The organism is Pyxidicoccus sp. M6 (assembly GCF_055568925.1).
Window position 1 is genome coordinate 11,462,674 of sequence record NZ_CM145714.1, and the last position, 23,916, is coordinate 11,486,589.

25 protein-coding genes are annotated in these 23,916 nt (G+C 69.1%); 7 read left to right on the top strand and 18 right to left on the bottom strand.

The features are described from left to right. Positions 1 to 326 precede the first annotated feature (326 nt). Entirely contained in the window at positions 327 to 2,246 is a 1,920-nt protein-coding gene (locus tag ACVTJA_RS45015; protein WP_465830057.1) for a bifunctional metallophosphatase/5'-nucleotidase, read from the top strand. A gap of 138 nt (positions 2,247 to 2,384) precedes the next feature. On the opposite strand, the gene ACVTJA_RS45020 is transcribed toward ACVTJA_RS45015, so the two are convergent. Beyond that, entirely contained in the window at positions 2,385 to 3,821 is a 1,437-nt protein-coding gene (locus tag ACVTJA_RS45020) for a choice-of-anchor Q domain-containing protein (protein ID WP_465830059.1), read from the bottom strand. 185 nt (positions 3,822 to 4,006) lie between these two features. Next, entirely contained in the window at positions 4,007 to 4,888 is an 882-nt protein-coding gene (locus ACVTJA_RS45025; protein ID WP_465830060.1) for a hypothetical protein, read from the bottom strand. A 409-nt stretch (positions 4,889 to 5,297) separates the two neighbouring features. Here ACVTJA_RS45025 and ACVTJA_RS45030 point away from each other — a divergent pair, with 409 nt between their 5' ends. Continuing rightward, entirely contained in the window at positions 5,298 to 6,356 is a 1,059-nt protein-coding gene (locus ACVTJA_RS45030) for an SDR family oxidoreductase (protein WP_465830061.1), read from the top strand. 69 nt (positions 6,357 to 6,425) lie between these two features. Here the strand turns inward: ACVTJA_RS45030 and ACVTJA_RS45035 are convergent, their stop codons facing one another. The 3 genes from ACVTJA_RS45035 to ACVTJA_RS45045 form a co-directional block, all read right to left on the bottom strand. Continuing rightward, on the bottom strand, positions 6,426 to 6,848 hold the full coding sequence (locus ACVTJA_RS45035; RefSeq protein WP_465830063.1) for a hypothetical protein: 423 nt from the start codon (positions 6,846 to 6,848) through the stop codon (positions 6,426 to 6,428). A 207-nt stretch (positions 6,849 to 7,055) separates the two neighbouring features. After that, positions 7,056 to 7,754, bottom strand: coding sequence for a hypothetical protein (locus ACVTJA_RS45040; protein ID WP_465830065.1), 699 nt, complete (start codon positions 7,752 to 7,754; stop codon positions 7,056 to 7,058). Positions 7,755 to 7,922: 168 nt separating this feature from the next. Then, positions 7,923 to 8,369 (bottom strand): hypothetical protein, encoded by a 447-nt coding sequence (locus tag ACVTJA_RS45045; protein ID WP_465830067.1) that lies wholly within the window; start codon positions 8,367 to 8,369, stop codon positions 7,923 to 7,925. A gap of 124 nt (positions 8,370 to 8,493) precedes the next feature. Between ACVTJA_RS45045 and ACVTJA_RS45050 the strand changes: the two genes are divergently transcribed. Next, on the top strand, positions 8,494 to 9,306 hold the full coding sequence (locus ACVTJA_RS45050; RefSeq protein ID WP_465830069.1) for a helix-turn-helix transcriptional regulator: 813 nt from the start codon (positions 8,494 to 8,496) through the stop codon (positions 9,304 to 9,306). Between the two features lie 69 nt (positions 9,307 to 9,375). Here the strand turns inward: ACVTJA_RS45050 and clpP are convergent, their stop codons facing one another. Further along, positions 9,376 to 9,981, bottom strand: a complete 606-nt coding sequence (gene clpP / locus ACVTJA_RS45055; protein WP_465830070.1) for an ATP-dependent Clp endopeptidase proteolytic subunit ClpP — start codon at positions 9,979 to 9,981, stop codon at positions 9,376 to 9,378. 205 nt (positions 9,982 to 10,186) lie between these two features. Then, entirely contained in the window at positions 10,187 to 11,587 is a 1,401-nt protein-coding gene (gene fumC, locus ACVTJA_RS45060) for a class II fumarate hydratase (RefSeq protein WP_465830071.1), read from the bottom strand. 159 nt (positions 11,588 to 11,746) lie between these two features. Here fumC and ACVTJA_RS45065 point away from each other — a divergent pair, with 159 nt between their 5' ends. Continuing rightward, the gene (locus tag ACVTJA_RS45065; RefSeq protein ID WP_465830073.1) at positions 11,747 to 11,920 is read left to right on the top strand and encodes a hypothetical protein; all 174 of its coding nucleotides are present in this window, start codon (positions 11,747 to 11,749) and stop codon (positions 11,918 to 11,920) included. Between the two features lie 8 nt (positions 11,921 to 11,928). Here the strand turns inward: ACVTJA_RS45065 and ACVTJA_RS45070 are convergent, their stop codons facing one another. The 3 genes from ACVTJA_RS45070 to ACVTJA_RS45080 all read right to left on the bottom strand — a co-directional run bounded on the left by ACVTJA_RS45070 (position 11,929) and on the right by ACVTJA_RS45080 (position 13,880). After that, entirely contained in the window at positions 11,929 to 12,276 is a 348-nt protein-coding gene (locus tag ACVTJA_RS45070) for an antibiotic biosynthesis monooxygenase family protein (RefSeq protein ID WP_465830075.1), read from the bottom strand. Further along, positions 12,273 to 13,430, bottom strand: coding sequence for a cytochrome P450 (locus ACVTJA_RS45075; RefSeq protein ID WP_465830077.1), 1,158 nt, complete (start codon positions 13,428 to 13,430; stop codon positions 12,273 to 12,275). Before ACVTJA_RS45075 ends, ACVTJA_RS45070 begins: the two co-directional genes overlap by 4 nt. 99 nt (positions 13,431 to 13,529) lie before the next feature. Further along, the gene (locus tag ACVTJA_RS45080) at positions 13,530 to 13,880 is read right to left on the bottom strand and encodes a PspC domain-containing protein (RefSeq protein ID WP_465830079.1); all 351 of its coding nucleotides are present in this window, start codon (positions 13,878 to 13,880) and stop codon (positions 13,530 to 13,532) included. Between the two features lie 272 nt (positions 13,881 to 14,152). On the opposite strand from ACVTJA_RS45080, the gene aceB reads away from it, so the two are divergent. From aceB to ACVTJA_RS45095, 3 genes are all read left to right on the top strand, one after another. Next, complete coding sequence (gene aceB, locus ACVTJA_RS45085) at positions 14,153 to 15,778, top strand: malate synthase A (RefSeq protein WP_465830081.1); 1,626 nt, start codon at positions 14,153 to 14,155, stop codon at positions 15,776 to 15,778. 91 nt (positions 15,779 to 15,869) lie between these two features. Continuing rightward, positions 15,870 to 17,156, top strand: coding sequence for an isocitrate lyase (gene aceA / locus ACVTJA_RS45090; RefSeq protein ID WP_465830083.1), 1,287 nt, complete (start codon positions 15,870 to 15,872; stop codon positions 17,154 to 17,156). A gap of 181 nt (positions 17,157 to 17,337) precedes the next feature. Next, positions 17,338 to 17,757, top strand: coding sequence for a hypothetical protein (locus tag ACVTJA_RS45095; RefSeq protein WP_465830084.1), 420 nt, complete (start codon positions 17,338 to 17,340; stop codon positions 17,755 to 17,757). Positions 17,758 to 17,773: 16 nt separating this feature from the next. Here the strand turns inward: ACVTJA_RS45095 and ACVTJA_RS45100 are convergent, their stop codons facing one another. From ACVTJA_RS45100 to sitA5, 8 genes are all read right to left on the bottom strand, one after another. Further along, positions 17,774 to 18,019 (bottom strand): hypothetical protein, encoded by a 246-nt coding sequence (locus ACVTJA_RS45100; protein WP_465830086.1) that lies wholly within the window; start codon positions 18,017 to 18,019, stop codon positions 17,774 to 17,776. 103 nt (positions 18,020 to 18,122) lie between these two features. Then, positions 18,123 to 18,458: a hypothetical protein gene (locus ACVTJA_RS45105; protein ID WP_465830088.1), complete on the bottom strand. Its 336-nt coding sequence runs from the start codon at positions 18,456 to 18,458 to the stop codon at positions 18,123 to 18,125. 50 nt (positions 18,459 to 18,508) lie between these two features. Continuing rightward, positions 18,509 to 19,807, bottom strand: a complete 1,299-nt coding sequence (locus ACVTJA_RS45110; protein ID WP_465830090.1) for a TIGR04013 family B12-binding domain/radical SAM domain-containing protein — start codon at positions 19,805 to 19,807, stop codon at positions 18,509 to 18,511. Positions 19,808 to 19,879: 72 nt separating this feature from the next. Further along, entirely contained in the window at positions 19,880 to 21,403 is a 1,524-nt protein-coding gene (locus tag ACVTJA_RS45115) for a pyridoxal-dependent decarboxylase (protein ID WP_465830091.1), read from the bottom strand. Positions 21,404 to 21,463: 60 nt separating this feature from the next. After that, positions 21,464 to 21,841 (bottom strand): DUF2019 domain-containing protein, encoded by a 378-nt coding sequence (locus ACVTJA_RS45120; RefSeq protein WP_465830093.1) that lies wholly within the window; start codon positions 21,839 to 21,841, stop codon positions 21,464 to 21,466. Between the two features lie 5 nt (positions 21,842 to 21,846). Continuing rightward, positions 21,847 to 22,077 (bottom strand): hypothetical protein, encoded by a 231-nt coding sequence (locus ACVTJA_RS45125; RefSeq protein WP_465830094.1) that lies wholly within the window; start codon positions 22,075 to 22,077, stop codon positions 21,847 to 21,849. Positions 22,078 to 22,110: 33 nt separating this feature from the next. Further along, the gene (locus ACVTJA_RS45130) at positions 22,111 to 22,464 is read right to left on the bottom strand and encodes a DUF2019 domain-containing protein (protein WP_465830096.1); all 354 of its coding nucleotides are present in this window, start codon (positions 22,462 to 22,464) and stop codon (positions 22,111 to 22,113) included. Further along, the gene (sitA5, locus tag ACVTJA_RS45135; RefSeq protein ID WP_465830097.1) at positions 22,461 to 23,819 is read right to left on the bottom strand and encodes a SitA5 family polymorphic toxin; all 1,359 of its coding nucleotides are present in this window, start codon (positions 23,817 to 23,819) and stop codon (positions 22,461 to 22,463) included. Before sitA5 ends, ACVTJA_RS45130 begins: the two co-directional genes overlap by 4 nt. Between the last annotated feature and the right edge of the window lie 97 nt (positions 23,820 to 23,916).

Here is a 23,916-nt window from a genome sequence, read left to right on the forward strand (position 1 = left end):
GACGACTCCACTGGCCGGTATCCCGGTGCTGAAGGGGCTCGGACGGACCGCCGGATGCAAAACCAGCACCAGACCCATCCGGCGCAAATCCATCCATTCCCAACCACCGAAACGCGCAAGCTCCGGATTTGACTTGCACCCAGAAACCGTCAGGCAGCACGAGACACCTGTGCCCCCAGCACGGCCTTGGAAGGACATTCCGTTACGCTTGCAGTACCGCAACGGCACCGGTTTGCCTCCGAGGCTTCACAGACTCGCCACACGGGTAGGCCAACGTCCGCCGCCCCGAGCGGGGCCATCCCCCTCCCGCTCCAGGAGCCGCCTCGATGCAACCATCTTCGTCCCCCCGGCGCTTCAGCCCACGACCCGGAACCTTCCTGCTCGCCGGAGCCTTCGTCACCGGCATGCTCCTCTTCACCCACGCCGGCTGCGGCAGCGACGACTGTGAGACCGCCGCCGACTGCCAGGACCAGAATGGCAACCCGTCCGCGGGCCAGCAGTGGGTCTGCATCGACAAGACCTGCGAGACGCGCTCCACCGAGTCCGACGCCGGTACCCCAGACTCTGGGAGTCCAGACTCCGGGACTCCGGACTCCGGCCCCGTGAGCGTGCAGATTCTCGCGTTCAATGACTTCCACGGGCAGCTCGAGGCTCCCGCCGGCAGCGGCGGTCAGATTCAGATTGGCGTGCTCCCCGACGGCGGTCCGGACCGGGTCAACGCGGGCGGCGTGACGTACTTCGCCAGGCACATCCAGGACCTGCGCGAGACCAACCCCAACACCGTCGTCGTCTCCGCGGGCGACCTCATCGGCGCCACGCCGCTCCTCTCGGCGCTCTTCCACGACGAGCCCACCATCGAGGCGATGAACAAGATTGGCATCGACCTCGTCGCCGTGGGCAACCACGAGTTCGACGAGGGCAGCCCGGAGTTGCTCCGCATGCAGACCGGCGGCTGCCACCCCGTGGACGGCTGCCAGGACGGCGATGGCTTCGAGGGCGCCCGCTTCAAGTACCTCGCCGCCAACGTGGCCACCTCCGCGGACCGCACCCTCTTCCCCCGCTATGACATCCGCACCTTCGAGGGCGTGAAGATTGCCTTCATCGGCATGACGCTCGAGGGCACGCCCGAAATCGTCACGCCCACGTTCGTGTCCGGCCTGTCCTTCAAGGACGAGGTGGAGACGGTCAACAAGCTCGTCCCCGAATTGAAGCAGCAGGGCGTGGAGGCCATCGTCATCGTCGTCCACGAGGGCGGCGTCGCGGCCACCGGCGCGCTGGTCAACGAGTGCAAGGGCACCGGCACCACGGATGGCCTCATCTCCGGCGCCATCGTGGACATCGCCAAGGGTATCGACGACGAGGTGGACGTCATCGTCAGCGGACACACGCACAACGCCTACAACTGCAACATTGACGGCAAGCTCGTCACCAGCGCCGCCTCGGTGGGCCGGCTCGTCACCGACATCGACCTGAAGCTCGACCGGACCACGGGCGATGTGCTGGAGGCGAAGGCCAACAACGTCATCGTCACCCGCACCGTGGCGGAGGACACCAACGTGAAGGCGCTCGTGGCGAAGTACCAGGAGCGCGCCACCCCGCTCGCCAACCGCGTCATCGGCTACGTGGCCGCCACGCTCCAGACGCCCGGCAACCAGAAGGACCCGGCAGGCCAGTCCACGCTGGGCTTCGTCATCGCGGACGCGCAGCTCGCCGCTACGAAGCCCGCCAACCTGGGCGGAGCGCAGATTGCCTTCATGAACCCGGGCGGCGTGCGCGCGGACATCCTCGAGGGCGAGGTGACCTACGGCGAGGCCTTCACCACGCAGCCCTTCGGCAACAGCATGACCACCTTCACGCTGACCGGCGCGCAGATTGAAGCGGCGCTGGAGCGCCAGTGGCAGCAGTCCGGCAGCGCCGTCATCACCCGCATCCTCCAGCCGTCCGTGGGCTTCTCGTACACGTTCGACGCCACCCAGCCCATCGGCAGCCGCATCGACCCGGCCACCATCAAGCTCAACGGCCAGGTCATCGACCCGGCCGCCGACTACCGCGTCACGGTGAACAGCTTCCTCGCCAGCGGCGGTGACGGCTTCGCGCCGTTCGCCGAGGGCCGCAACCGCCTCGGTGGCGCCGTGGACACCGACGCCCTGGAGGCCTACCTCAAGAACAACAGCAGCCAGGGCACTCCGCTGCCCGCCCCGGCGTTGGACCGCATCACCGCCATCCTGCCGCCGCCCGCGCCGTAGCGCGGTGAAGCAGGCTCCCGACCTCTTCTTCCGCGCTCGCGGGAGAAGAGGCGGGCAGCGAACGAGGGCCGCACGCAGAGGACGGCAGGGCTTCCATGAAGCCCTCCTGCACGAGCCGCCACCAAGGAGTGTGGGAGCCTACCGGGCGGCCGCTGCCTGGAACGCGGAGCACTGGGGCACACCCGCTCCTGCTCCCGTCGGGGCCTGCGACGTCGACTCGTACGCGCCCAGGTCCACGCCAGCGCCCTGGGGCCGCGCCACGCCCACGGTGTCGATGAGGGGCGCCAACGTCGCGCTCCCCACGTCAATCGCGGGCGAGCCCTGCTTGAGGCGCAGGTCATACGTGGCCGGATTCACGTAGAACGCCACAGGGTCGCTCACCACGAGGTTGTGGTCCTCGCTCACGCCCACGGTGGCATTCGCGTACTTGGGCGCCAGGTTGTTGCGCACCACGCAGGACTGCGGCGGAGTGCCGTTCTTGTGCTCCACCACGCGAATCCACGGCGGGCCCGGCTCTCCCGCCGCGCCGTTGGGCTCCAGCACGGTGTTGTTCACCACGCGCACGCCGCGCACGCCCATGAACGTGATGCCGTGGTAGTGGTCGGTGACGATGACGTTGTTCTCGACGAGCCAGTCCACGTAGGTCCCATCGAAGGCGCCAATGCCTTGCAGGGCGCAGCGGAACGGCTGGTTCGGGTCCTCGTAGTTGAGGATGTAATTGCCCCGGAGGACGACGTTGCGAATCTCGCCCTTGCCCACCCCGCCCGGACCGTAGGTCCATGACTGGAACCCGTCTCGGTGGTCGGCATACACCTCGTAGCAATTCTTGACGGTGTTGTACTGGAACAGGGAGTTGTCACCCATCCCGTGCATCCCGTCCCCGGCGAAGTTCGCCACCGTGTTGCACTCCACCACGGAGTCGTACGCACCCACCTTGATGCCGTAGTTGACGTTCTTCAGATGGTTGCCGCGGATGACGAGGCTCCACCCATCCCCCTCGATTCCGTCGCCCACCCTGCTCGTCCAGTCAGCCGCCGTGAAACCGCTGATGTTGGCCACCGCCTGGATGACGTTCCCCTCCAGGGTGATGTGGTGCACCGGCCCCCGGTAGCTGTGCCAGTCGATGTCCACGAGCGTGGTCTTCACCGGAACGGGCATGTACTCCGAGCTGATGTGCAGCCCCTTGAAGACCCAGTACGCGCTGGAGCGGACCTGGAGTCTGCCCAGCCGGGGCTCCTCGCCCGGCGCGGCCGCCACCGTCACGTAGCCCGTGTTGTAGTAACTCCAGACATCCACCTCGCCGTGGTACCCGCCGCGCAGCCAGAGGGTGTCGCCCGCCTTGACGGGAGCGCCCACGTTCCGGGGCACCAGCACCTTGCCCTCCACGTAGGGCAGCGACTCCCAGCTCTGGCTCTGCACCAGTCCGGCGTTGATGACCTCCCGCAGCGTCCGCCAGGGCCTCGCCGCGCTGCCGTCTCCGGTGGGACTGCCCCGCACCGGGTCCACCCAGAACTCCGCGGCCCACGTGCTCGTGGAGGCCAGGAGCAGGCCCGCCAGGAACAAGCGCCTCAGCACCCCATGCCCTTCAGTTGCTCTCGTTACATTGAAGCGATTCGGCTCGGACCTCATGACCTCTCCCGGGTGTGAATCCACATCACCCAGGTGAGGACCCGGCCCCCGCTCCGTCCCAGGAATCGCGGGGGCCGGCACCCGCGGCCGGATGGGGCCGCGGGCGGGACTCCGACAGACGGGCTCGCGGACTACGGCAGCGTGCCGATGTACGAGATGAGCGTCTTCGTCTGCTGCACGGCCGAGCGCAGGCCGAGGCCGATGAAGACCTCGTTGTCATTGGGCGTCGTGTTGTAGGCCTGGGAGTCGACGGTGCCGTACGGATTGATGCCGCCGTACAGGTACTGGTACGAGCCGGACATGCGCACGCCGGAGGAGGTCACCACCACCTGGCGGGCGTAGCCGACGAGGGTGCGCAGGTCATGCGTCCCCTGCTGGCCCGCGGCCACTCCGACGAGGGCGTAGCCGTCCGTCGCCTGCACCCAGGCCTCGGGGGTACGGTAGGCATTGCTGCCCGTGCGGTACAGCATGCGCGGCCCCATGGTGCCGTTCGCGTATAGCTCCCGGTACTCGATGACCAGCTGCTCGTAGTTGCTGTCGGAGACGATGGAGGCGCCGATGCCGGTGACGACCCAGCGGTTGCAGCGGCTGCCCTCGAAGATTTGCACCTCGGAATTCTGGGTCGACTCCTGGCCGGTGCGCTGCACGCGGTACTGGCTGATGAGCCCGTCGGCGGCCGTGCACGGCGGCGGGGGCGGCGGCGGCTCGTAGCACCAGTGCAGCGGGTTCGTCGGGTCGCAGGGCTCGCAGCCGTAGTCGCGGATGGGGCTGCACACGCCCACGCAGTCCGGGTCATCGATGCGGCAGACCTCGGGCGGCTGCACGACAGCGGCCGTCGCCACGTCGATGAACTTCGCGTCCCTGGGGAAGTTCGTGGCCACGATTTCACCCGTGGCCGGGTCGACCACGGACGTGGCGCCATCCGGGGGTGCCTCGCCGGCGGCCGAGCCGCAGGCACTCAGGGCGGGAACCGCCACGACCGCAATCACAGACAACATTCGCTTGAGAGACATTGCCTTCTCCTGACAGACGGAGGCCAGGCGCCCGCCACCCGGCGGGACGCTGGAGGTGAGTACGACTTCGGTGGTGACTTCACGGGGGGACGGCCCATGGGCCGCGCACGGCGCGCAACGACAGACACTCCTCGCGGAGCCTGGCGTTCGGAGGGGATGTTGCGGCGTCCTCACCGGAAGCCCGTGTCTGGACTTCCAGGTGCTGACACCCGGTAAACGCAGGCCCCCGGAAAATGTCGCAAACAAAGTGGGGACGGCGGCGCGCGCCCTCGTGACTTCACGTCACAGGTGCTGTGCCGTGTGAAGCCGTGGTCCACGCGAGGTGCGGGCTCCATATTCCACGGCGTTCGCGCCCGTCGCCGCGAGGCAGGCCCCGCGCGCGCCCGCGCCGCTTCCCCGGAGCATGCTCATGAGTCCGAAGCAGAAGGTCGCCCTCGTCGCCGGAGCCCAGGGCGTCATCGGCCGCAACCTCGTCACCCACCTCGCGTCGCTCGGCGACTGGGACGTCATCGGCCTGTCGCGGCGGGGCGGCCCCTCGGAGGGGCGCGTGCGGCATGTGGAGGTGGACCTGCTCGATGCGAAGGGCTGCCGCACGAAGCTGGGCGGCCTCAGCCACGTCACGCACATCTTCTACGCCGCGTATCAGGACCGGCCGTCGTGGGCGGAGCTGGTGGCGCCCAACCTCCGCATGCTGGTCAACGTAGTGGATGCCGTGGAGCCCGTGGCGCGCGGACTGCGGCACATCAGCCTGATGCAGGGCTACAAGGTCTACGGCGCGCACCTGGGCCCGTTCAAGACGCCGGCCCGCGAGACGGACGCGCACCACATGCCGCCCGAGTTCAACGTGGACCAGCAGGCCTTCCTGGAGGCGCGGCAGCAGGGCAAGGCGTGGACCTGGTCCGCCATCCGCCCGTCCGTGGTGTGCGGCTTCGCGCTCGGCAACCCGATGAACCTGGCCATGGTCATCGCGGTGTACGCCAGCATCTCGAAGGAGCTGGGGCTGCCGCTGCGCTTCCCCGGCAAGCCGGGCGCGTACGACAAGCTGCTGGAGATGACGGACGCGGGGCTGTTGGCCAAGGCCACGGTGTGGGCCGCCACCGACGAGCGCTGCGCCAACCAGGCCTTCAACATCAACAACGGCGACCTGTTCCGGTGGAACGAGCTGTGGCCGAGGATTGCGCGCCACTTCGGCCTGGAGGTGGCGCCACCGCTGCCCATGTCGCTGGACGTCGTCATGGCGGACAAGGAGCCGCTGTGGCAGCGCATGCAGGAGAAGCACGGCCTGGAGCGGCACGCGTACAAGGACGTGTCCTCCTGGCGCTTCGGCGACTTCGTCTTCTCGTGGGACTACGACATGTTCGCCGACGGCACGAAGGCGCGGCGCTTCGGCTTCCACGAGTACGTGGACACCGAGGCCATGTTCCTCGGCATCTTCGACGACTTCCGCCGCCGCCGCGTCATCCCCTGAGCGCCGGCTCGGCGCGGGCGGCCTGCCCGGCGAAGAGGGCAGCGAGAGTGGCGACCCCTCGACCTGACGTCAGGGAGTGGAGCCCTGACGCTGGAGGGTGCTGGGGACGCTGAGCCCACTTCCTCCCTGCTCCGGCTTGGGAACATCGCCCGGAAGGATTTCGATTTCCTGGGCGCGCGTGACGCGCCGGGCCAGCTCGTCGAACTCCAGCTCCAGTCCGCGTCCGGGCTTGTCCGCCAGGCCGAAGCGGATGCGCCAATAGTTGGGACGGACTTCCACCGCGTCGCTGCCCTCGGCCAGCAGGATGCTGTTGTTGCGCGCGTATTCCTGCCCCGCCTGGATGACGTCCCGCTGCCCGAGCTCCTGCTGGACGGTGTACGCCGACGGCGGCTCGGGCGGCCTGCCGGTGGGGCCGGTGGCACACGCGGCGCCGGCCAGGATGGCGCCGGGCAGGAGCATGCGGAGGACGAAGCGGGGGCGGGGTGGGGACATACCTGGAGATTGAGCATGGAGCGTGCCACTCGCAGGCGAGGGAGCTCTCGCGGCCAGCGCGAAGAAGCTGCGCCTGCCAGGGCCACCAGCGCAGGGACTGCGCCGGCGCCCCGGGGGAATCCTCGCGCCCCTCGCTGACAGCGCGCGCCCGGCTCCCGGCGGCAGCATGCCCGCTCGCTGGACCGGCGGCGGAGCCGTGGGCTGCGCTCAGGGCGCGTCGAATGCGCCGGGCCGCAGGTCGGCTCCCTCCCGCGCCAGGTACGCCACGGCCTGCACTCCCCCCGGCTGCCTCGGGTCCCCCTTGAGCGCGGCCATGAAGGGCCCGTCCCAATCATTCCCCGCGCCCATCAGTCCCTCGCGGACAAAGCCCTGGAAGGACTCCAGGTTCGGATGGGACAGCTCCAGCCTGCACATGGAGCTGCGACACTCCAACGAGACGAGCCGTGCCCCCTGCGGCAACAGCGCTCCGAGCCGCGCCGCGCGCTGCCGGGCCTCACCGCTCCAGCCCGGGTCCATCGGCTCGTCGAAGAAGCGCGTGTCCAGCTTCTCGACGACCTCGTCCGGGTCCACCTCACGCGCCGCCTGGGCGGATGCCTCCGCCTCGGGACGTGCCGCCTCGGGTGTCCCGGCGGCCGGCGCCGGAGCCGGGAGCACCTCCACGCGAGGAAGGGTGGAGGCCTGCTGGGCGGCACGGGCCGTCACGTGCGCCTCGCGCGCCAGGCGCTCGGAGCTGGCGACCGACGCCTCGAGCTCGCGAACCTGCGCCTTCAATCGATGCAGCTCGGTGGCGTCGCGCGCGCCGGGCTCCGGTGCCTCCTCCGAGCCCGCTCCCGCGAGCCGCGTCGCACCGTAGGTCAGCAGTCCTCCGAGAACGCCTACGCCGACGAATGCCCATCTGTTTGTCATTTCGCCTGAACCGGGGCGCCCGTGAATACACGGGCGCCCGCTCCGCCAATCACAGACACGTCCAACCACCGCCGGCCCCCGACTCACGGCTCCGGCACGCCCGGGGCGCTCCGGAGCCGGTTTCTCGGGCCCAGCGCATCGGCCTCCAGAGGCTCGTGCTCGTGAGACTCAGGGGTTGTAGTCGATGGAGTGGAACCGGCCACCCGGGTCGAGGTGGCAGCTCGCGTACAGGTAGCCGTTGCTGGGCACGTAGGCGTCGGTCAGCGTGATGAGCTGCGCCGAGCCGAACGTGGTGAGCCACTTGCGCGCGCCGCCCCAGGCGAGGGTGAGCTCGCGGTTCACTCCCACGGCGGCGCAGCCCACGTTGTTCGACGTCGTGGCGCCCTGGGCGGCGACGACCACCGTCTTGTTGCCGGACGAGTCCACCGAAAGGGGAATCTCGAAGCCCTTCCGGGTGGAGCAGCCATTGTAGATGGAGCTGTAGCTCATGCTGAAACAGGACCCGTCGGTCCAGATTTCGGGCCGGCCACTGCTCGCGGGCACGCTGCGCGCCACCGCCGCGAGCGGAAGGATGACCGCCACCGCGAGGACCCCCTGCTTGATTCGGCTCTTCATCGCACGTCTCTCCTGGGTTGAGGTGTTGCACGCGGGAAGGTCTCACCAGCATGCAACACCAGCAATTCACTCAAATCAGGGAGTATGCTTCGCGGCGTATCGACTTCGACTCAGGGGGACCGTCATGGGGAGCCGACTTCGAACCTCACAGGTGCGTGCGCTGGTGCGTCTCATCAACGAGGCCCACGAGCTGCCGGTGCACGGCGGAGAGCGGGCCAGACACCTGCTCGGGGGAATGCGCCGCATCCTGGGCGCCGCGGTGGGCGCCTGCGTGCTGGACCGGGACTTCGGCCCCGGAGGACGCGGCGACTTCACGTCCATCGTGATGGACGGCTGGGACGACAGCACGCTGCCGGCGATTCAGGTGCTCGGGCAGAGGGGCAGTGCCTTCAACCCGAGCATCCGCTCCCTGATGAAGCGGCGCCCCGAGCCCGGCGCCATCGTCACCGCGACACGACACGAGCTCGTCGAGGACCGGACCTGGTACGGCTCACCCTTCACCGAGGGCGTCCTCCACCCGGCGCACCTCGACGGCTCGGTGTACTCGATTCGCCGCTCGGAGGTGCCGTCGGTGGTGCAGGGCGCCGGCTTCTACCGGGGCCGGAGCGAGCGGCCCTTCGACGAGGCGGACCGCGAGCTGATGCACCTGTTCCACACCGAATGCGGGCCGATGCTCCACGTGCCGGAGCCCACGGAGGATGAGCGCCTGCGGGCCCGGCTCTCGCCGCGCGAGCGCCAGACGTTGGAATTGCTGCTGCACGGGCTGGCCGACAAGGACATCGCCGGGGAGCTCGGCATCAGCCGCTTCACGGTGAACCAGTACCTGAAGTCCATCTACCGGCGCTTCGGCGTCCGGGCTCGGACAGAGCTCATCGCCCGGTTGCTCGGACGCCCGGAGCAGGCCATGGCATCCAGGGCCCGGCTGACTGCTTCCTGACATCCGCGCGCCGACGCGGCACGGCCCCCGCTCGCCGGAAGCAAGCGGAGGCCGCGGGGTACGACGGGATTACTTTCCGGCGGTGGGGGGGGTGATGCGCTGCTTCTCCACCACCTCGTCGATGAGGCCGTACTGCCGGGCGTCCTCGGCGCTCATGAAGTAGTCGCGCTCGGTGTCCTTCTCGATGCGCTCGACGGTGTGGCCCGTGTGCTTCACGATGAGGCCGTTGATGTAGCTGCGCAGGCGGAGGATTTCCTTGGCCTGGATGTCGATGTCCGTGGCCTGGCCCTGCGCGCCGCCGAGCGGCTGGTGAATCATGATGCGGCTGTTGGGGAGCGCGTAGCGCTTGCCCTTGGCGCCGGCGAGCAGCAGCAGCGCGCCCATGGAGGCCGCCTGCCCGACGCAGATGGTGGACACCGGACACTTCACGTACTGCATGGTGTCGTAGATGGCGAGACCGGCCGTCACCGAGCCACCGGGCGAGTTGATGTAGAGGTTGATGCCCTTGTCGGGGTCCTCGGACTCCAGGAACAGGAGCTGGGCCACGATGATGTTGGCCACATCGTCGTTGACTGGCGTGCCCAGCATGATGATGCGGTCCTTGAGGAGCCGGCTGTACAGGTCATACGCCCGCTCGCCGCGGTGCGTGGTCTCGATGACGAAGGGGACGTTCATGGCCCCAGTACCCTAATCGTCCTCGTCCCGGCGCGCCCGTCCCTTCTTCCCGGAAGCGTGCGCTGTCCCACGCTTTGGGGCCGCCGGGTGGACGGCTCCGTCCGCTCCGACGCCCTCCTGGCCGCTCCCCTGCCCTGCGAGTCCGGGCCGCTCGTCGAGAGGGCCCGGCTCACCTTCTCGCACACGGCCCGGGCCGCCAGTCCCGTCAGTCCTTGTTCCCGACCATCGCCTCCGGGCGGACCCACTGCTCGAACTGCTCGGCGGTGAGGAGGCCCAGCTCGATGGCGACCTCCTTCAGCGTCTTGCCCTCCTTGTGGGCCTTCTTCGCAATCTTCGCGGCGTTGTCGTAGCCGATGTGCGGATTGAGCGCGGTGACGAGCATCAGGCTGCGCTGCAGGTTCTCCTGGATGCGCGGCAGGTTGGGCTCGATTCCCACGGCGCAGTGGAGGCGGAAGCTGCGCATGCCGTCCGCCAACAGCCGGCAGCTCTGCAGGACGTTGTGGATGATGAGCGGCTTGAAGACGTTCAGCTCGAAGTTGCCGGACGCGCCGCCGATGGAGATGGCCACGTCGTTGCCCATGACCTGAGCGCACAGCATGGTGAGCGCCTCGCTCTGCGTGGGGTTCACCTTGCCCGGCATGATGGAGCTGCCCGGCTCGTTCTCCGGAATGGTGATTTCCCCCAGCCCCGAGCGCGGCCCCGAGGCCAGCCAGCGCACGTCATTGGCAATCTTGACCAGCGACGCGGCCAGTCCCTTGAGGGCCCCGTGCGCGTGCACGAGGGCGTCATTGGCGGCGAGCGCCTCGAACTTGTTGGGCGCGGTGACGAAGGGGTGGCCGGTGAGGTGGGAAATCTCCTTCGCCACGCGCTCGGCATAGCCCTTGGGGGCATTGAGGCCGGTGCCCACGGCGGTGCCGCCCAGGGCCAGCTCGTACAGGTGCGGCAGGGCCAGCTCCAGGTGCCCGCGCGCGTGCTCCAACTGCGCCACGTAGCCGCTGAGCTCCTGGCCCAGCGTGAGCGGCGTCGCGTCCTGCAGGTGGGTGCGGCCAATCTTGACGATGTCCTTGAACGCGCGGGACTTCTCCGCGAGCACGTCCCGGAGCGCCTTCAGCTCGGGGAGCACCTGCTCGACGATGGCGGTGGCGGCGGCCACGTTCATCGCGGTGGGGAAGACGTCGTTGGAGCTCTGGCCCTTGTTGACGTCGTCGTTGGGGTGGACCTTGCGTGCCTCGCCGCGCTCGCCGCCCAGCAGCTCCGAGGCGCGGTTGGCCAGCACCTCGTTGCAGTTCATGTTCGTCTGGGTGCCGCTGCCCGTCTGCCAGACGCTCAGGGGGAACTCCCCGTCGTGCCTGCCGGCGAGGACCTCGTCGGCGGCCTTGACGATGGCCTCGCCCTTGTCGCGCGGCAGGGTGCCGTTCTCCATGTTGACGAGGGCGGCGGCCTTCTTCACCAGGACGAGCGCGCGGATGAGGGCGGGCGGCATCCGCTCGGTGGAGATGGCGAAGTTCTGGAGGCTGCGCTGGGTCTGCGCGCCCCAGAGGTGCTCGGCGGGCACCTCGATGGGGCCGAAGGTGTCCTTCTCGATGCGAACGTTCTTCGTGCTCACGCGCGGGGCTCCTCGAAAGAGGGTGGAAGCTCGGGCCAGGGCATAACAAGGCGGCCGCTGCGGCCATGGCCCTCGGGTGATTACCGTTGTGCCGTGAGCACTCCCAGCGCAAGCGGAACCGTCCGAGCCCTCCTCCTCGCCCAGACACGGGGCACGCCCATGCTCCGCGTCCCCGAGGCCCGTGCCGTGGAGGGGCGTGGCCTGGAGGGTGACCGCCATTCCCAGCGGGCGCTCGGGCACAAGCGCCAGGTGCTGCTCCTGGACGAGGCCTCGCGCGCGGCGCTGGACGTGAATCCGGACGCTCCGCGCGTCATCCGTCCGAAGCTGCCGTGAGGCGGGCTTCAGCGCTCGTGGAACCCACGGCTGTCGGCGGGCGCCTGGGCACGCTCGGCCATGCCGTAGTCGCGAAGGACGGCGGCGACGCGGAGCCGGTAGTCCTCGAAGACGGAGGCGCGGCCCCTGGCCTGCGCGGCGCGGTGCGGTTCTGACTCGCGCCACGCTGCGACAGCCTGCTCGTCCCGCCAGAACGACAGTGAGAGGAGCTTCCCCGGGTCCGTCAGACTCTGGAAGCGCTCGATGGAGATGAACCCGTCCACCCCTTCGAGCAACGGCCGCAGCCCCGCCGCGAGGTCCAGGTACTCCTGCCTTCCGTCCGCGTGGGGACGCACCTCGAAGATGACGGCAATCATGAGCGAACCTCGCGGGAGATGAGGGGGATGCGTCCGTTCACCGAAGGCACGTAGGACACGCCGTGCGCGGTGGCCCGGAAGAAGCCAGGGTCGGTGGTGAGCAGTTCCTCGAGCGCCCCCTGCACCATCCACTTCGCCAGCGCCTCGCCGGGACAGGCGTGCACACCCGCGCCGAAGGTGAAGGAGCGCCGGTCCTTCCGGTCCACGTCGAACCGGTGCGGGTCCTCGTTGAGCGCGGGGTCCCTGTTGGCCGCGGCCAGGATGACGAGCACGGTGTCGCCCGCGGCCAGGCGCTGGCCCTCGATGACGGCGTCCTCCGCGAGAAAGCGCCGCGTGTTCTGCACCGGAGCGTCGAACCGGAGCACCTCGTCCACGATGCGGGGCAGCAACTCCAACCGCTCCATCAGCGCCGGCTGCGCATGCAGCGCGAGGACGGTGTTCCCCAGCAGACCCGCCGTGGCGTCATGCGTCTGCGACAACAACCCGATGGCGTTGGCCAGCAGCGCCTCCACGGCCTGCATTCCGAAGCGCTCGGCCCCTCGAGCGAAGAGGGCCAGCGGCCCCGGGACATCCGAGGCCCGCTGGGCGGCCAGCGCGGCGCGGAATACTTCCAGCAACCCGTTTACAGCCCGCTCGCCCGCTTCGAGCCGCTCCGCGCCTGCTCCCGGTGCAATCGCCCGGACGAAGTCCCCCGTCCACACGGACACGCGAGGGAGCGCGTCCTCGGGTAGCCCGAGCAGGCTCCCCACCACGGACACCGGCAACCGGAATGGAAGCGTGTGCAGGAGCTCGGGCCCACCGAGCAGGCGCGTCCGTCGTCGCGCCTCCTCCACCACCCGCTGCTCCTCGAAGCCGCCGAGAAAGGCCGACACGGCCTGCTTCATCGGACAGTGCCCGGGCCCGTCGCTCATCCGCACGAGGTGCCGGAACACCGAGGCAACTCCAGGCCCGAGCGCTCGCGGCACCGGCTCTGTCGTGGGGCGGACACGGCAGGCGGGATGCGTGAGGACGGCCGTCACCGAGCGGGCGCTCGACGCAATCCACAGCTTCAGCGACGTGTCCCAGAAGAAGGGCCTGCGAGCGACGAGGTCCGCGTAGAAGGAATACGGGTCCAGGTGCGTCGGCGCGGCCAGCGCGTCCTTCGGAAACGACATCCAGTCACTCCTCCAACCGCCGGCACCATCCGGCGGTGAGGAGCTTCTACGAGCCCGGCCAGGGCCGACGTTTCGGCCCCGGCCGAACCATCGGCTCGGCTAGACGCGCGTCTCCATTCGCGGCTCCTCGGAATTCCCGATGCTGCCGAGCCAGTCCACCGTGCGCTGCAAGGGGGCCTTGCCCAGCGCGGACGACGGCGTGAAGGCCCACAACAGCAGGTAGACGAGCATCGTCGTCCCGAAGGACATCACGAGCGAGACGAGGAAGCCCACGCGCACCAGCGCCGGGTCCAGGTTGAGCTGGCGCGCCAGCGCCGCGCACACGCCGAACAGCGTCCGCCCCTGCACTCCGCGGTGCAGCGGCTCCGTCCGAGTCCCGCAGTGCGGGCACTTCGAAGCCTCCACCCTCATCTCCTCCGCGCAATCCGTGCAGCGCTTCATGGCGTCCATCGTGCGTCACTCCTGAGGGGCCGCCCTTGGCGTCCGCGGCCCTCATCCCTACCTACGGAATCCGCCGCCCCCGATTGCGCCCGCCCGGTGCCCCCTCACCGCAGGTGGGTCCGTGGGCACCCCGTTTGTTGATTTACAGATTTAATCCGCTACCTGTTGACAGCATTACAGGCAAGCAGGCAGAACTTCACCAACACTTCCCTTCCTCCCTCGGAAGATCCATTTTCCGAACCGTCGAAGCGATTTACAACGCAGCAAGCCAAGGAGCCTGGATGAGCGCGTCAGCCCCTTCGAAGCAGGCACCGGCCTTCGGCCCGGGGGTAGTGGTGAAGGGAGCCTGGCACCCCGACTACGCGGAGGTGCTGACCCCCGAGGCGATGGAGTTCGTCGCGAAGCTGGTGCGTACCTTCGGGGAGCGCCGCGTGGCCCTGCTGGAGCGCCGCAAGGTGGTGCAGCAGGCGTGGCGCAAGGGGGAGCGGCCCCACTTCCTGCCGGAGACGAAGTCCATCCGCGAGGGCACCTGGACGGTGGCGCCGCTGCCGGCGGACATCCAGGACCGGCGCGTGGAAATCACCGGCCCGGTGGACCGGAAGATGATCATCAACGCGCTCAACTCGGGCGCGAACGTCTTCATGGCGGACTTCGAGGACGCCAACAGCCCCACCTGGGACAACGTGGTGCGCGGGCAGCTCAACCTGCGCGACGCCGTCCGCCGCACCATCAGCTTCACCGCCGAGGGCGGCAAGCACTACGCCCTCAATCCGAAGACGGCCGTCCTCTTCGTGCGTCCCCGCGGCTGGCACCTGCCCGAGCGCCACGTGGAAATCGACGGCAAGCCCATCTCCGGCTCGCTCTTCGACTTCGCCCTCTTCTTCTTCCACAACGCCCGTGAGCAGCTCGCGCGCGGCACCGGCCCGTACTTCTACCTGCCGAAGATGCAGAGCCACCTGGAGGCCCGGCTGTGGAACGACGTGTTCCACCTGGCCCAGTCGGAGCTGGACATCCCGCGCGGCACCATCAAGGCCACCGTCCTCATCGAGACGCTGCCCGCCGCGTTCGAGATGGACGAAATCCTCTACGAGCTGCGCGAGCACTCCGCCGGCCTCAACTGCGGCCGCTGGGACTACATCTTCAGCTTCATCAAGACGCTCCAGTCGGACACCCACGTCGTCCTGCCGGACCGCGGTCAGGTGACGATGGACAAGGCGTTCCTCAACGCCTACTCGCAGCTGCTCATCCAGACCTGCCACCGCCGCAACGTGCACGCCATGGGCGGCATGGCGGCCTTCATCCCCATCAAGGGAGACGCGGCCGCCAACGAGGCGGTGCTGGAGAAGGTCCGCACGGACAAGCTGCGCGAGGTGAAGAACGGCCACGACGGCACGTGGGTGGCCCACCCCGGCCTCGTCCCCATCGCGAAGGAAATCTTCGACGCCCACATGAAGGGCGCGAACCAAATCGCCAACAAGCGCGAGGACGTGCGCATCGGCGAGGCGGAGCTGCTCAAGGTGCCGTCCGGCACGCGCACCGAGGACGGCCTGCGCCACAACATCCGCGTGGGAATCCAATACACCGCCGCGTGGCTGGGCGGCCTGGGCTGCGTGCCGCTCTACAACCTCATGGAGGACGCGGCCACGGCGGAAATCTCCCGCGCGCAGGTGTGGCAGTGGATCCACCACGGCGCCTCGCTGGAGGACGGCCGCAAGGTGACGGGGGAGCTCTTCCGCAAGCTGCTCGGCGAGGAGATGGCCCGCATCGAGAAGGAGGGCGCGAAGGAGCGCTACGGCGCCGCGCACCTCGAGCGCGCCCGCGTCCTCTTCGAGCAGCTGTCCACCGCGCCGGCCTTCGAGGACTTCCTCACCCTGCCGGCCTACGAGGCCTTGGACTCCACGTCCTGACGACTTCCACGGAGGGCCACCCCGGGGGCCCCTCCAACCACCCGAGCAGTACTTCGTTCCACCATTTCAACTCTGTAGCGAGGAGCCTGCGATGTACGACGCCACGCCGACGACCACCGAAGCTTCCCCTCACGCCAAGCTCCACGCTCAGCGGTTCGAGGGCATCACCCGCAACTACACGCAGAAGGACGTGGAGAAGCTCCGCGGCTCCATCACCGTCAGCTACACGCTGGCGGAGATGGGCGCGAAGAAGCTCTGGGAGCTGCTCCACACCGAGGACTACATCAACGCGCTGGGCTCGCTGACGGGCAACCAGGCGGTGCAGATGGTCCGCGCAGGCCTGAAGGCCATCTACCTGTCCGGCTGGCAGGTGGCGGCGGACGCCAACTCGGCCGGGCAGATGTACCCGGACCAGAGCCTCTACCCGGTGGACTCCGTTCCCACCGTCGTCCGGAAGATCAACAACGCCCTGCGCCGCGCGGACCAGATTGACCACGCGGAGGGCCGCAAGGACCGCTACTGGTTCGCGCCCATCATCGCGGACGCGGAGGCCGGCTTCGGCGGTCCGCTCAACGCCTTCGAGCTGATGAAGGGCATGATTGAGGCCGGTGCGGCCGGCGTGCACTTCGAGGACCAGCTGGCCAGCGAGAAGAAGTGTGGCCACATGGGCGGCAAGGTGCTGGTGCCCACCAGCCACTTCGTCCGCACCCTGACGGCGGCCCGCCTCGCGGCGGACGTCATGGGCGTGCCCACGCTCGTCGTGGCCCGCACGGACGCGGACAGCGCCAAGCTGCTGATGAGCGACGCGGACGAGTACGACCACGCCTTCATCGACAAGAAGTCCGGCCGCACCGGCGAGGGCTTCTACCGCCTCAACGGCGGCCTGGACTGCGCCATTGCCCGCGGCCTGGCCTACGCCCCGTACGCGGACCTGGTGTGGTGCGAGACGAGCACCCCGGACCTCGCCCAGGCGAAGAAGTTCGCCGAGAGCATCCGCGCGAAGTACCCGAACAAGCTCCTGGCCTACAACTGCTCGCCGTCCTTCAACTGGAAGAAGAACCTGGACGACGCGACCATCGCCAAGTTCCAGCGTGAGCTGGGCGCCATGGGCTACAAGTTCCAGTTCGTCACCCTGGCGGGCTTCCACTCGCTGAACTTCGGCATGTACGAGCTGGCCCGGAAGTACAAGGACCGCGGCATGGCGGCCTACAGCGAGCTGCAGCAGGCCGAGTTCGCCGCCGAGAAGGACGGCTACACCGCCACCCGCCACCAGCGCGAGGTGGGCACCGGCTACTTCGACCAGGTCGCCGAGGTCATCTCCGGCGGCAACGCCAGCACCCTGGCCCTGCACGAGTCCACCGAGGCGCACCAGTTCTAATCGCCCCTCGGCGTTGAAGGTTCACTGAAGGCCGTGGACGTACGGGCACGCCCCGTAGGTCCATGGCCTTCGGCCTTTTCATGGGCGGGACGCAACTTCCGGCCGGCTTTGGCGATAATGGGGATGAGAGGCCTGAAGCGCGCGAGGTGCGCGCTGTTTCACGGGCCGTGACGGAGCCGCCATGAACCGCATCAACTCCTTCTCGGGTCCCCGGGTGCAGCAGCCCACCACCCCTGCCACCAGCGGCGCTTCCCGCGCGGGCTTCGGCTCGCTCATCCAGGGCGCCGCGGCGAATCCTGCCAACCGCCCCGGCGATCCGCTGATGGCGAACGGCGGCGCGGTGGTGGCCTCGGCGCTGGCGTCCGTGGGCGGCTCGCCGCAGGGCGGCCTGCTGAACTCGTACCTGTCGGCGGTGGGCCGTGGCCCTGTCTCCGGAGACGGCGCCGCGGCGCAGGGTGGCGCCACGGCGGCGGCCCCGGGCTCGGAGCAGGCGAAGCAGGAGCAGGCCCTCTACGATTTGGCCACGCTCTCCGCCGCGACGCTGGGCAACTCCATCATCCACATGGGCAACAAGAACAAGGTCGACCTCGAGCGGGAGTAGCTCCGCTCGGGAGGCCTCAGCCCTTCTTCTTGTTGCTCTTCTCGTCGTACTCCTTGCGGTACTCGTCCTGCAGCTCGGGGGCGCCCTTCCAGGGCAGCTCGACCTCGGTGCGCTGGCCGCCCTGCTGCTCGGAGATGTCGTTGAGGTGCTCGGCGCGTCCTTCCGCGGGCACCTCGTCGCCGGCTTCCTCGGGGTCCTTCTGCTTCGATGGGTCCAGGGGGATGCCCGCGCTGCGCTTGAGGTAGTCGTCCTTCGAGTCCATGGTGGCTCCTTCGAGTCTCGGGTGCGTTGACGCCTTGACTCGAAGGTGGGGACGGACGCCCGCCCCGCGCAGGGAGCGGCCGGGCGGACGGGCTCCCGGTGGCTCAGTTGAGGTACTTCGGCCGGGGCGGCTCCGCGGGCTGCTGCTTCATCATCTCCAACCCCTGCCGGGTGAGGACGAAGCGCACCACGCCGGAGCCGCGCTCGGTGTCGATTTCCGCCTCGAAGGCCGGGCCGGAGATGCCGCCGAGGGCCACGTCCTTGCGCAGGTTGACCACCCGGCCGCTCAGCATATCGCCGGCCACCTCCTTCACCCCGTCACCACGCTGGTGCAGTTCGTAGGCGGCCTGGTGCAGCGTCATCGCCAGCGCCGGCGACAGCGGCTGGGAGCTGAACAGGACGGAGATGAGGACCCAATAGGGAGGAGCCTGGTCGGACATCGCGCTCCCATCCTAAACGCCCCGGGCGGCGGTGGCCCGGAGAAGTGCTGTCACGGGGTGTGAGCCCGGGTGGCGCGGGGCTTGCGGCGCGAGACGATGCCCTCCGCCAGGACGGCCTGGTGCTTCCAGTGGCCGTAGAGTCGGCCCTGCGAGGCCAGCCGGTCCAGCTTGCGCTGCGTCTCTCCGTCGACGTGTCCGGCGGGGGCATCCCGGAAGGGTGTGCCGGGCAGCGGCATGAAGGTGTGCCCGTGCACGCGGGCACCCAGCGCGGCGAGCTGTTCCATGAGGGCCACGGTGGCCTCCACGTCCGACGACTCCTCGCCGGGCAGGCCGAGGATGAAGTCCACGTTGGGGATGAAGCCGCCCTCCACCGCGAGGCGCGTGGCGCGGACCACCGTCTCCACGTCGTGGCCCCGGCGGGTGCTCTGGAGGATGCGCTCGGAGCCGGACTGCCCGCCGATGATGAGGTTGTCGTTGTGCACGTAGCGCTTGAGGAGCGCGAGCGCCTCGGGGGTGACGTGCTCGGGGCGGACTTCGGAGGGGAAGGTGCCGTAGTAGATGCGCCCGTCCGGGGCCATGGCCTCGCGCACGGCGGCGAGCAGCTCCTCCACGGCCGCGAGATTCACGGACTCGTCCGCGGTGCCGTAGGACATGGACGTGGGGGTGATGAAGCGGATGTCGCGCCGGCCCGAGCGCCGCAGCTCGCGCGCCCAGTGCGCGATGTTGGCCACGGAGCGGTGGCGGAAACGCGCCTTGCTCATGAAGGGCGTCTGGCAGAAGCGGCAGGCGTAGATGCAGCCACGCGTAATCTCGATGGCGCCGAACATGCCGTGGCGCGCGGCGAAGGGCGGGAAGTCGTCGAGCACCACGCCCTCGCCCCGGCCGTTCTGCCTCAGCTTTCCGTCCTCGAGGTACGCGGCGCCGTGCGTGGCGCGCGGGTCCTCGCCGCGCTGCACACGGGCGAGGAGCTCGCGGAGGAAGTACTCGCCCTCGCCCACGGCGATGACGTCGAAGCCGGCCTGGAGCGTCTGGAGGGGCTCGGCGGTGGCGTGGACGCCGCCCGCGATGCAGAGCACGTCGCGCCCGTCCAGGCGCTCGCGCACCCAGGCGAGCTCCTCGGCCGCGGGGCCGAAGCTGGCCGAGTAGAAGGACCACGCGGCCACCACCGTGTCACCGGCGTCGGCGCGCTCGCGGAGGGTGGCCAGCAGCGTCTCGCGGTCCCGCGGGAAGTGGAGCGAGACACTGGAGAGCGCCGGGTCCGACTCCACGGCGCCGGCCAGCACGGTGAAGGCGTACTTGCCCGGGTACTGGTAGCTCAGGACGAGCGCGACGCGACGATGGGGCTCCATGCAGGGAGGGCATGATGCCATACGGCTCGCGCCGCAACGTCTTCCGCGAGCAGGCGGCCAGCCGTCCGGGCCTCAGCCCGCGGCGGCGGAGAGCGCGTCCCAGGCGGCGCGCACGTGGCGCTCCTCCGTGTACGTGCCGCCGATGGCCATGCGCAGGACGTAGCGCGCGGGCCGGCCGTCCACGGTGGGCAGCACCGTGTGCGTGAGGAAGAGCTTCCCCGTCGCGTTGACCTTGTCCAGCAGGGCGCGGTTGCGCGCGTCGGTGGCCTCGGGCGCCTCACCGGGCAGGGGCTCGAGGCGGAAGCACACGAGGGCGAGGGAGCGGGGCACGGCGACCTCGAAGCGCGCGTCCTCTGAGACCCAGGACGCGAAGTGCTCGGCCAGGCGGATGTGATTGCGGATGTGGGCGCGCAGGCCTCGCGCGCCGTAGTGCCGCAGCACGAACCAGAGCTTGAGGGCGCGGAAGCGGCGGCCGAGCGGCACCTGCCAGTCGCGGTAGTCGATGACGGCTCCGCTCGCGCTCGCGGCGTTGCGGAGGTACTCGGGCGTCACGCTGAGCGCGTCGAGGAGGGCGCGCCTGTCCCGCGTGTAGAAGGCATTGCAGTCGAAGTTGGTGAGCAGCCACTTGTGCGGGTTGAAGGCGAAGGAGTCGCAGACCTCCACGCCGTCGAGCAGCGCGCGGTGCTCGGGGCAGACGAGCGCGGCGCCCGCCCACGCGGCGTCCACGTGCAGCCAGCCGCCCGACGCGGTGACGCCGGTGCGCTCCAGGACGGCGGCCACGGCGCGCACGGGGTCGATGGCGCCCGAGGAGGTGGTGCCCACGCTCGCGCAGACGAAGAAGGGGCGGCGTCCGGCGGCGAGGTCCTCGCGGATGGCGCGCTCCAGCGCTTCGGGGCGGAGCGCGTAGTGGGCGTCGGTCTCGATTTGGCGGACGTGCACCGTGTCGTCGGCGCCGCGGGCGACGCCGCACAGCATGGCGGCCTTGAGCACGGACGAGTGGGCCTGCGTGGAGGAGTAGGCCACCCACTGGGAGTTGCCGGGAGCGCCGTGGGCGCGGAGGCGCTCACGGGCGGCGACCATGGCGACGAGGGTGGCCTCGCTCGCGGTGCCCTGGATGACGCCGCCGCCGGTGGCGGAGGTGGAGCGGAAGGACGCGGGCATCGCGGTGAGCTCCGCGAGCCAGTCCAGCACGCGCGTCTCCATCTCCGTGGCGGCGGGGCTGGTGGACCAGAGCATGCCCTGCACGCCGAGACCGGCGGAGAGCATCTCCCCGAGGACCGCGGGGCCCGAGGCGTTGGCGGGGAAGTAGGCGAAGAAGGAGGGAGACTGCCAGTGCGTCAGGCCCGGGAGCACGACGTCTTCGAGGTCGCGGAAGACGGCGTCCCAACCCTGCTCACCGCCGAGGCCCTCCTCGGGGGGATGGGCGGGGAGCTTCGCGGCCACGCTGCCCGGGGTGACTTGAGAGCGAACGGGGAATGAGTCCAGGCGGGACCAGTAGTCGGCAATCCAGTCGACCATCTTGTGCCCGAGCTTCCGGAACTCGTCGGGGCTCAGGTGGGGGACTGCTTCGTCACCGTCACGCGCGTCGTGGCTCATGCGCGCGGTTCCTCCCACGGGAGGGGCGGAGCTTCAAGCGCCGGGCGCGGACGATGTGGGCTATCCGGGGTCGAGGGCCCAGTCGCCTTCCTTCCAGCGCAACAAGCACTGCTGCGCCTGGAATGCGATAAGGCCCTGGCCTTTGGAGGCCTGCTCCAGAACGGCCACTGCTTCCTGGGTGCGGTGACGAACAAGGTATGCCGCAGCCATGGTCCGTACATCCATGCTCGGATGGGTGAAAAGCACCGCGAGCGCATCGCGCCCTGCATCCCCGTGTGCACATAACTGCTTGAACGCCGTGACGCGCTGTCGGGCATGCTTGTTGCCGGTCCTCGCATCCCCTCGCCAGATGGCTTCGGTCTGGGCAACTACGTGCCGGGCGAACGCCTCGACAAGTTCACACAAATTGCTTTCCAACCGACCCTCCAGCACGGGCATCAGAGTCAATCATAGATCGCGGCCTTGACCCTGACGTCCATGCGTGGATGGGTGAACAGCGAGGCGAGAGCATCCATCCCAGCCTCGCGATGTTCTCGAAGCTTCATGAACGCGGCGATGTAGCGCTTCGCGTGCCTGTTCCCCTTCCTGGCATCGCCGTTCCAGATGGCATCGGTTTGGGCGGCTACGTGCTCCGTGAACTGCGCCACCAGTACTTCAAGAGGCACCACAAGCATCCCCACTTGAAAACGCCTTGAAGTTCCATGTCACTAGCCTGGATCCAGAGCCCACGTGCCCTCTTCCCAGCGCTTCAAGCACTGCTGTGCCTCAAATGGCACCATGCCCACTCCCTTCGCAGCCTCCTCCAGAACAGCTTTGGCCTCGGCAGTGCGATAGCGCAGGAGATGTGCTGCGGCCATGACACGCACGTCCATGCGTGGGTGCTTGAGCAACACGGTAAGCGCATTCCGACCCGCATCACCAAGCGCCAAGAGCTTGTCGACCGCCGCACCGTACTTTCGAGCGTGCCTGTTCCCGGTCGTGGCGTCCCCACGCCAGATGGCATCCGTCTGCGCGGCCACGTGCTCCGCGAACTGCTCCACCAGCTTGTCGAGAGTCTTCACCAGAGGCCCTTCCTGACATTCTCGATGGCGAGAAGCCCGAAATCGCGCTGCGCCTCGTACGACTGCGTACTCAACCATTGTCGTACGGTCAAAGTACCCGAACCGGTAATGACCCGGCGAATCGACGAGTAGAACGCGCTCACACGGGTATGCAGGGCTTTGTCCAAGGGAATGACGTTGTCCGTGTTGTGGAGGGCCTCAGGACCGAACCGCTGCACGTTGCCCGGAGTCTGCTCGACGATGTGGTGCCATTCCTTGCCTGGGCCTGCCTTCCCCATCGCCTTGCTGAAACCACTATGTGACTTCCACGCCCTGAACCCCGGCCTCGGCGGCGTGGCCGCGGAGCTCGTACCACTCACACCACGAGCCGTCATCGCCACGGCCCCGGGAGCCAGCGCCATGGTGACGCCCTCGGCTGTCACTGCCACCGTCGTCACCTGGCCCACGGCCCCGTACACGAGTCCGGCTTGCGCCTCCGCGCGCACCGTGGCTTGCGCGGCTCCGGGCAGCATCGGCAACTTCGCGGCGAAGGCCTCGGGCGTGCTGCTGATGGCCGCCATCGCCAGCATCGCGAACGCCCGCGCCGCGTTCCTGCCCATCACCTTCCCGTAGCGTTCTCCCGCATCGCGGAGCTCGTCGAAGCTCGTCGCACGGTCCGACTCCTCCCAGAGCCTTCGAAAGCCCAGGATGAGCTGCCTGAACGTGTCCACACCCACGTAGACGATGAGTGACGCCGTCATCACCGCCGCCACGCCCTTCGACAAAGGCTCGGGCACCGTCCACAAAATTGCGTACGTCGACATCGTCCACAAAACGGCGGACACCATCGCCTCCGGGTCCGCCATGTCCTTGAACGCAGCCAGCATCTCCTCCCGCACGACGCCCTTCGCCAGGGCCATGGCCAGCGTGAAGTGCCCATCCCCGGTGACGGTGGGCGCCTCCACCAGCAGTCGCAGGCAGTCACCCTTCCTGCCGGTGCGCTCGCACCACGCCAGGTAGGCACGCGTCAGCGCGACCTCGCCTGCTGGCAGCTCCGACTCCAGGCGCTCGCCCGGCCCCGCCGGAGTGATGCGGCCACTGCGCGGCTCGTAGGTGTACGTGCCCGAGCGCGCGTCCATCTCGAACAACCGGCGCGCGGCCTCCTGCGGCCTCGCCGGAGCACGAACGTGGCGCGCCAGCTCCGCCACGGCCCCCTCGAAGTCGTCCCCGTCCACCGCAACCGGCTCGGCGTCCGCGTCACGCGGAACATGGACACGAGGAGCACCCTCCCCCGTATCCAACCGCACCACCTGCCGGGGACCACCACACGCGGCCAACACCACGCACAGCAGCGGCCACCATCGACGCGGCATCATGCGAACCCCTCCGAGCGGGCGCCCGCATTTCCGGGCCGCATCACTCCAGGAGGAGGGGTCCTTCAAGTCAAGGCAGCACCAGGCCTCGCCTCGACGA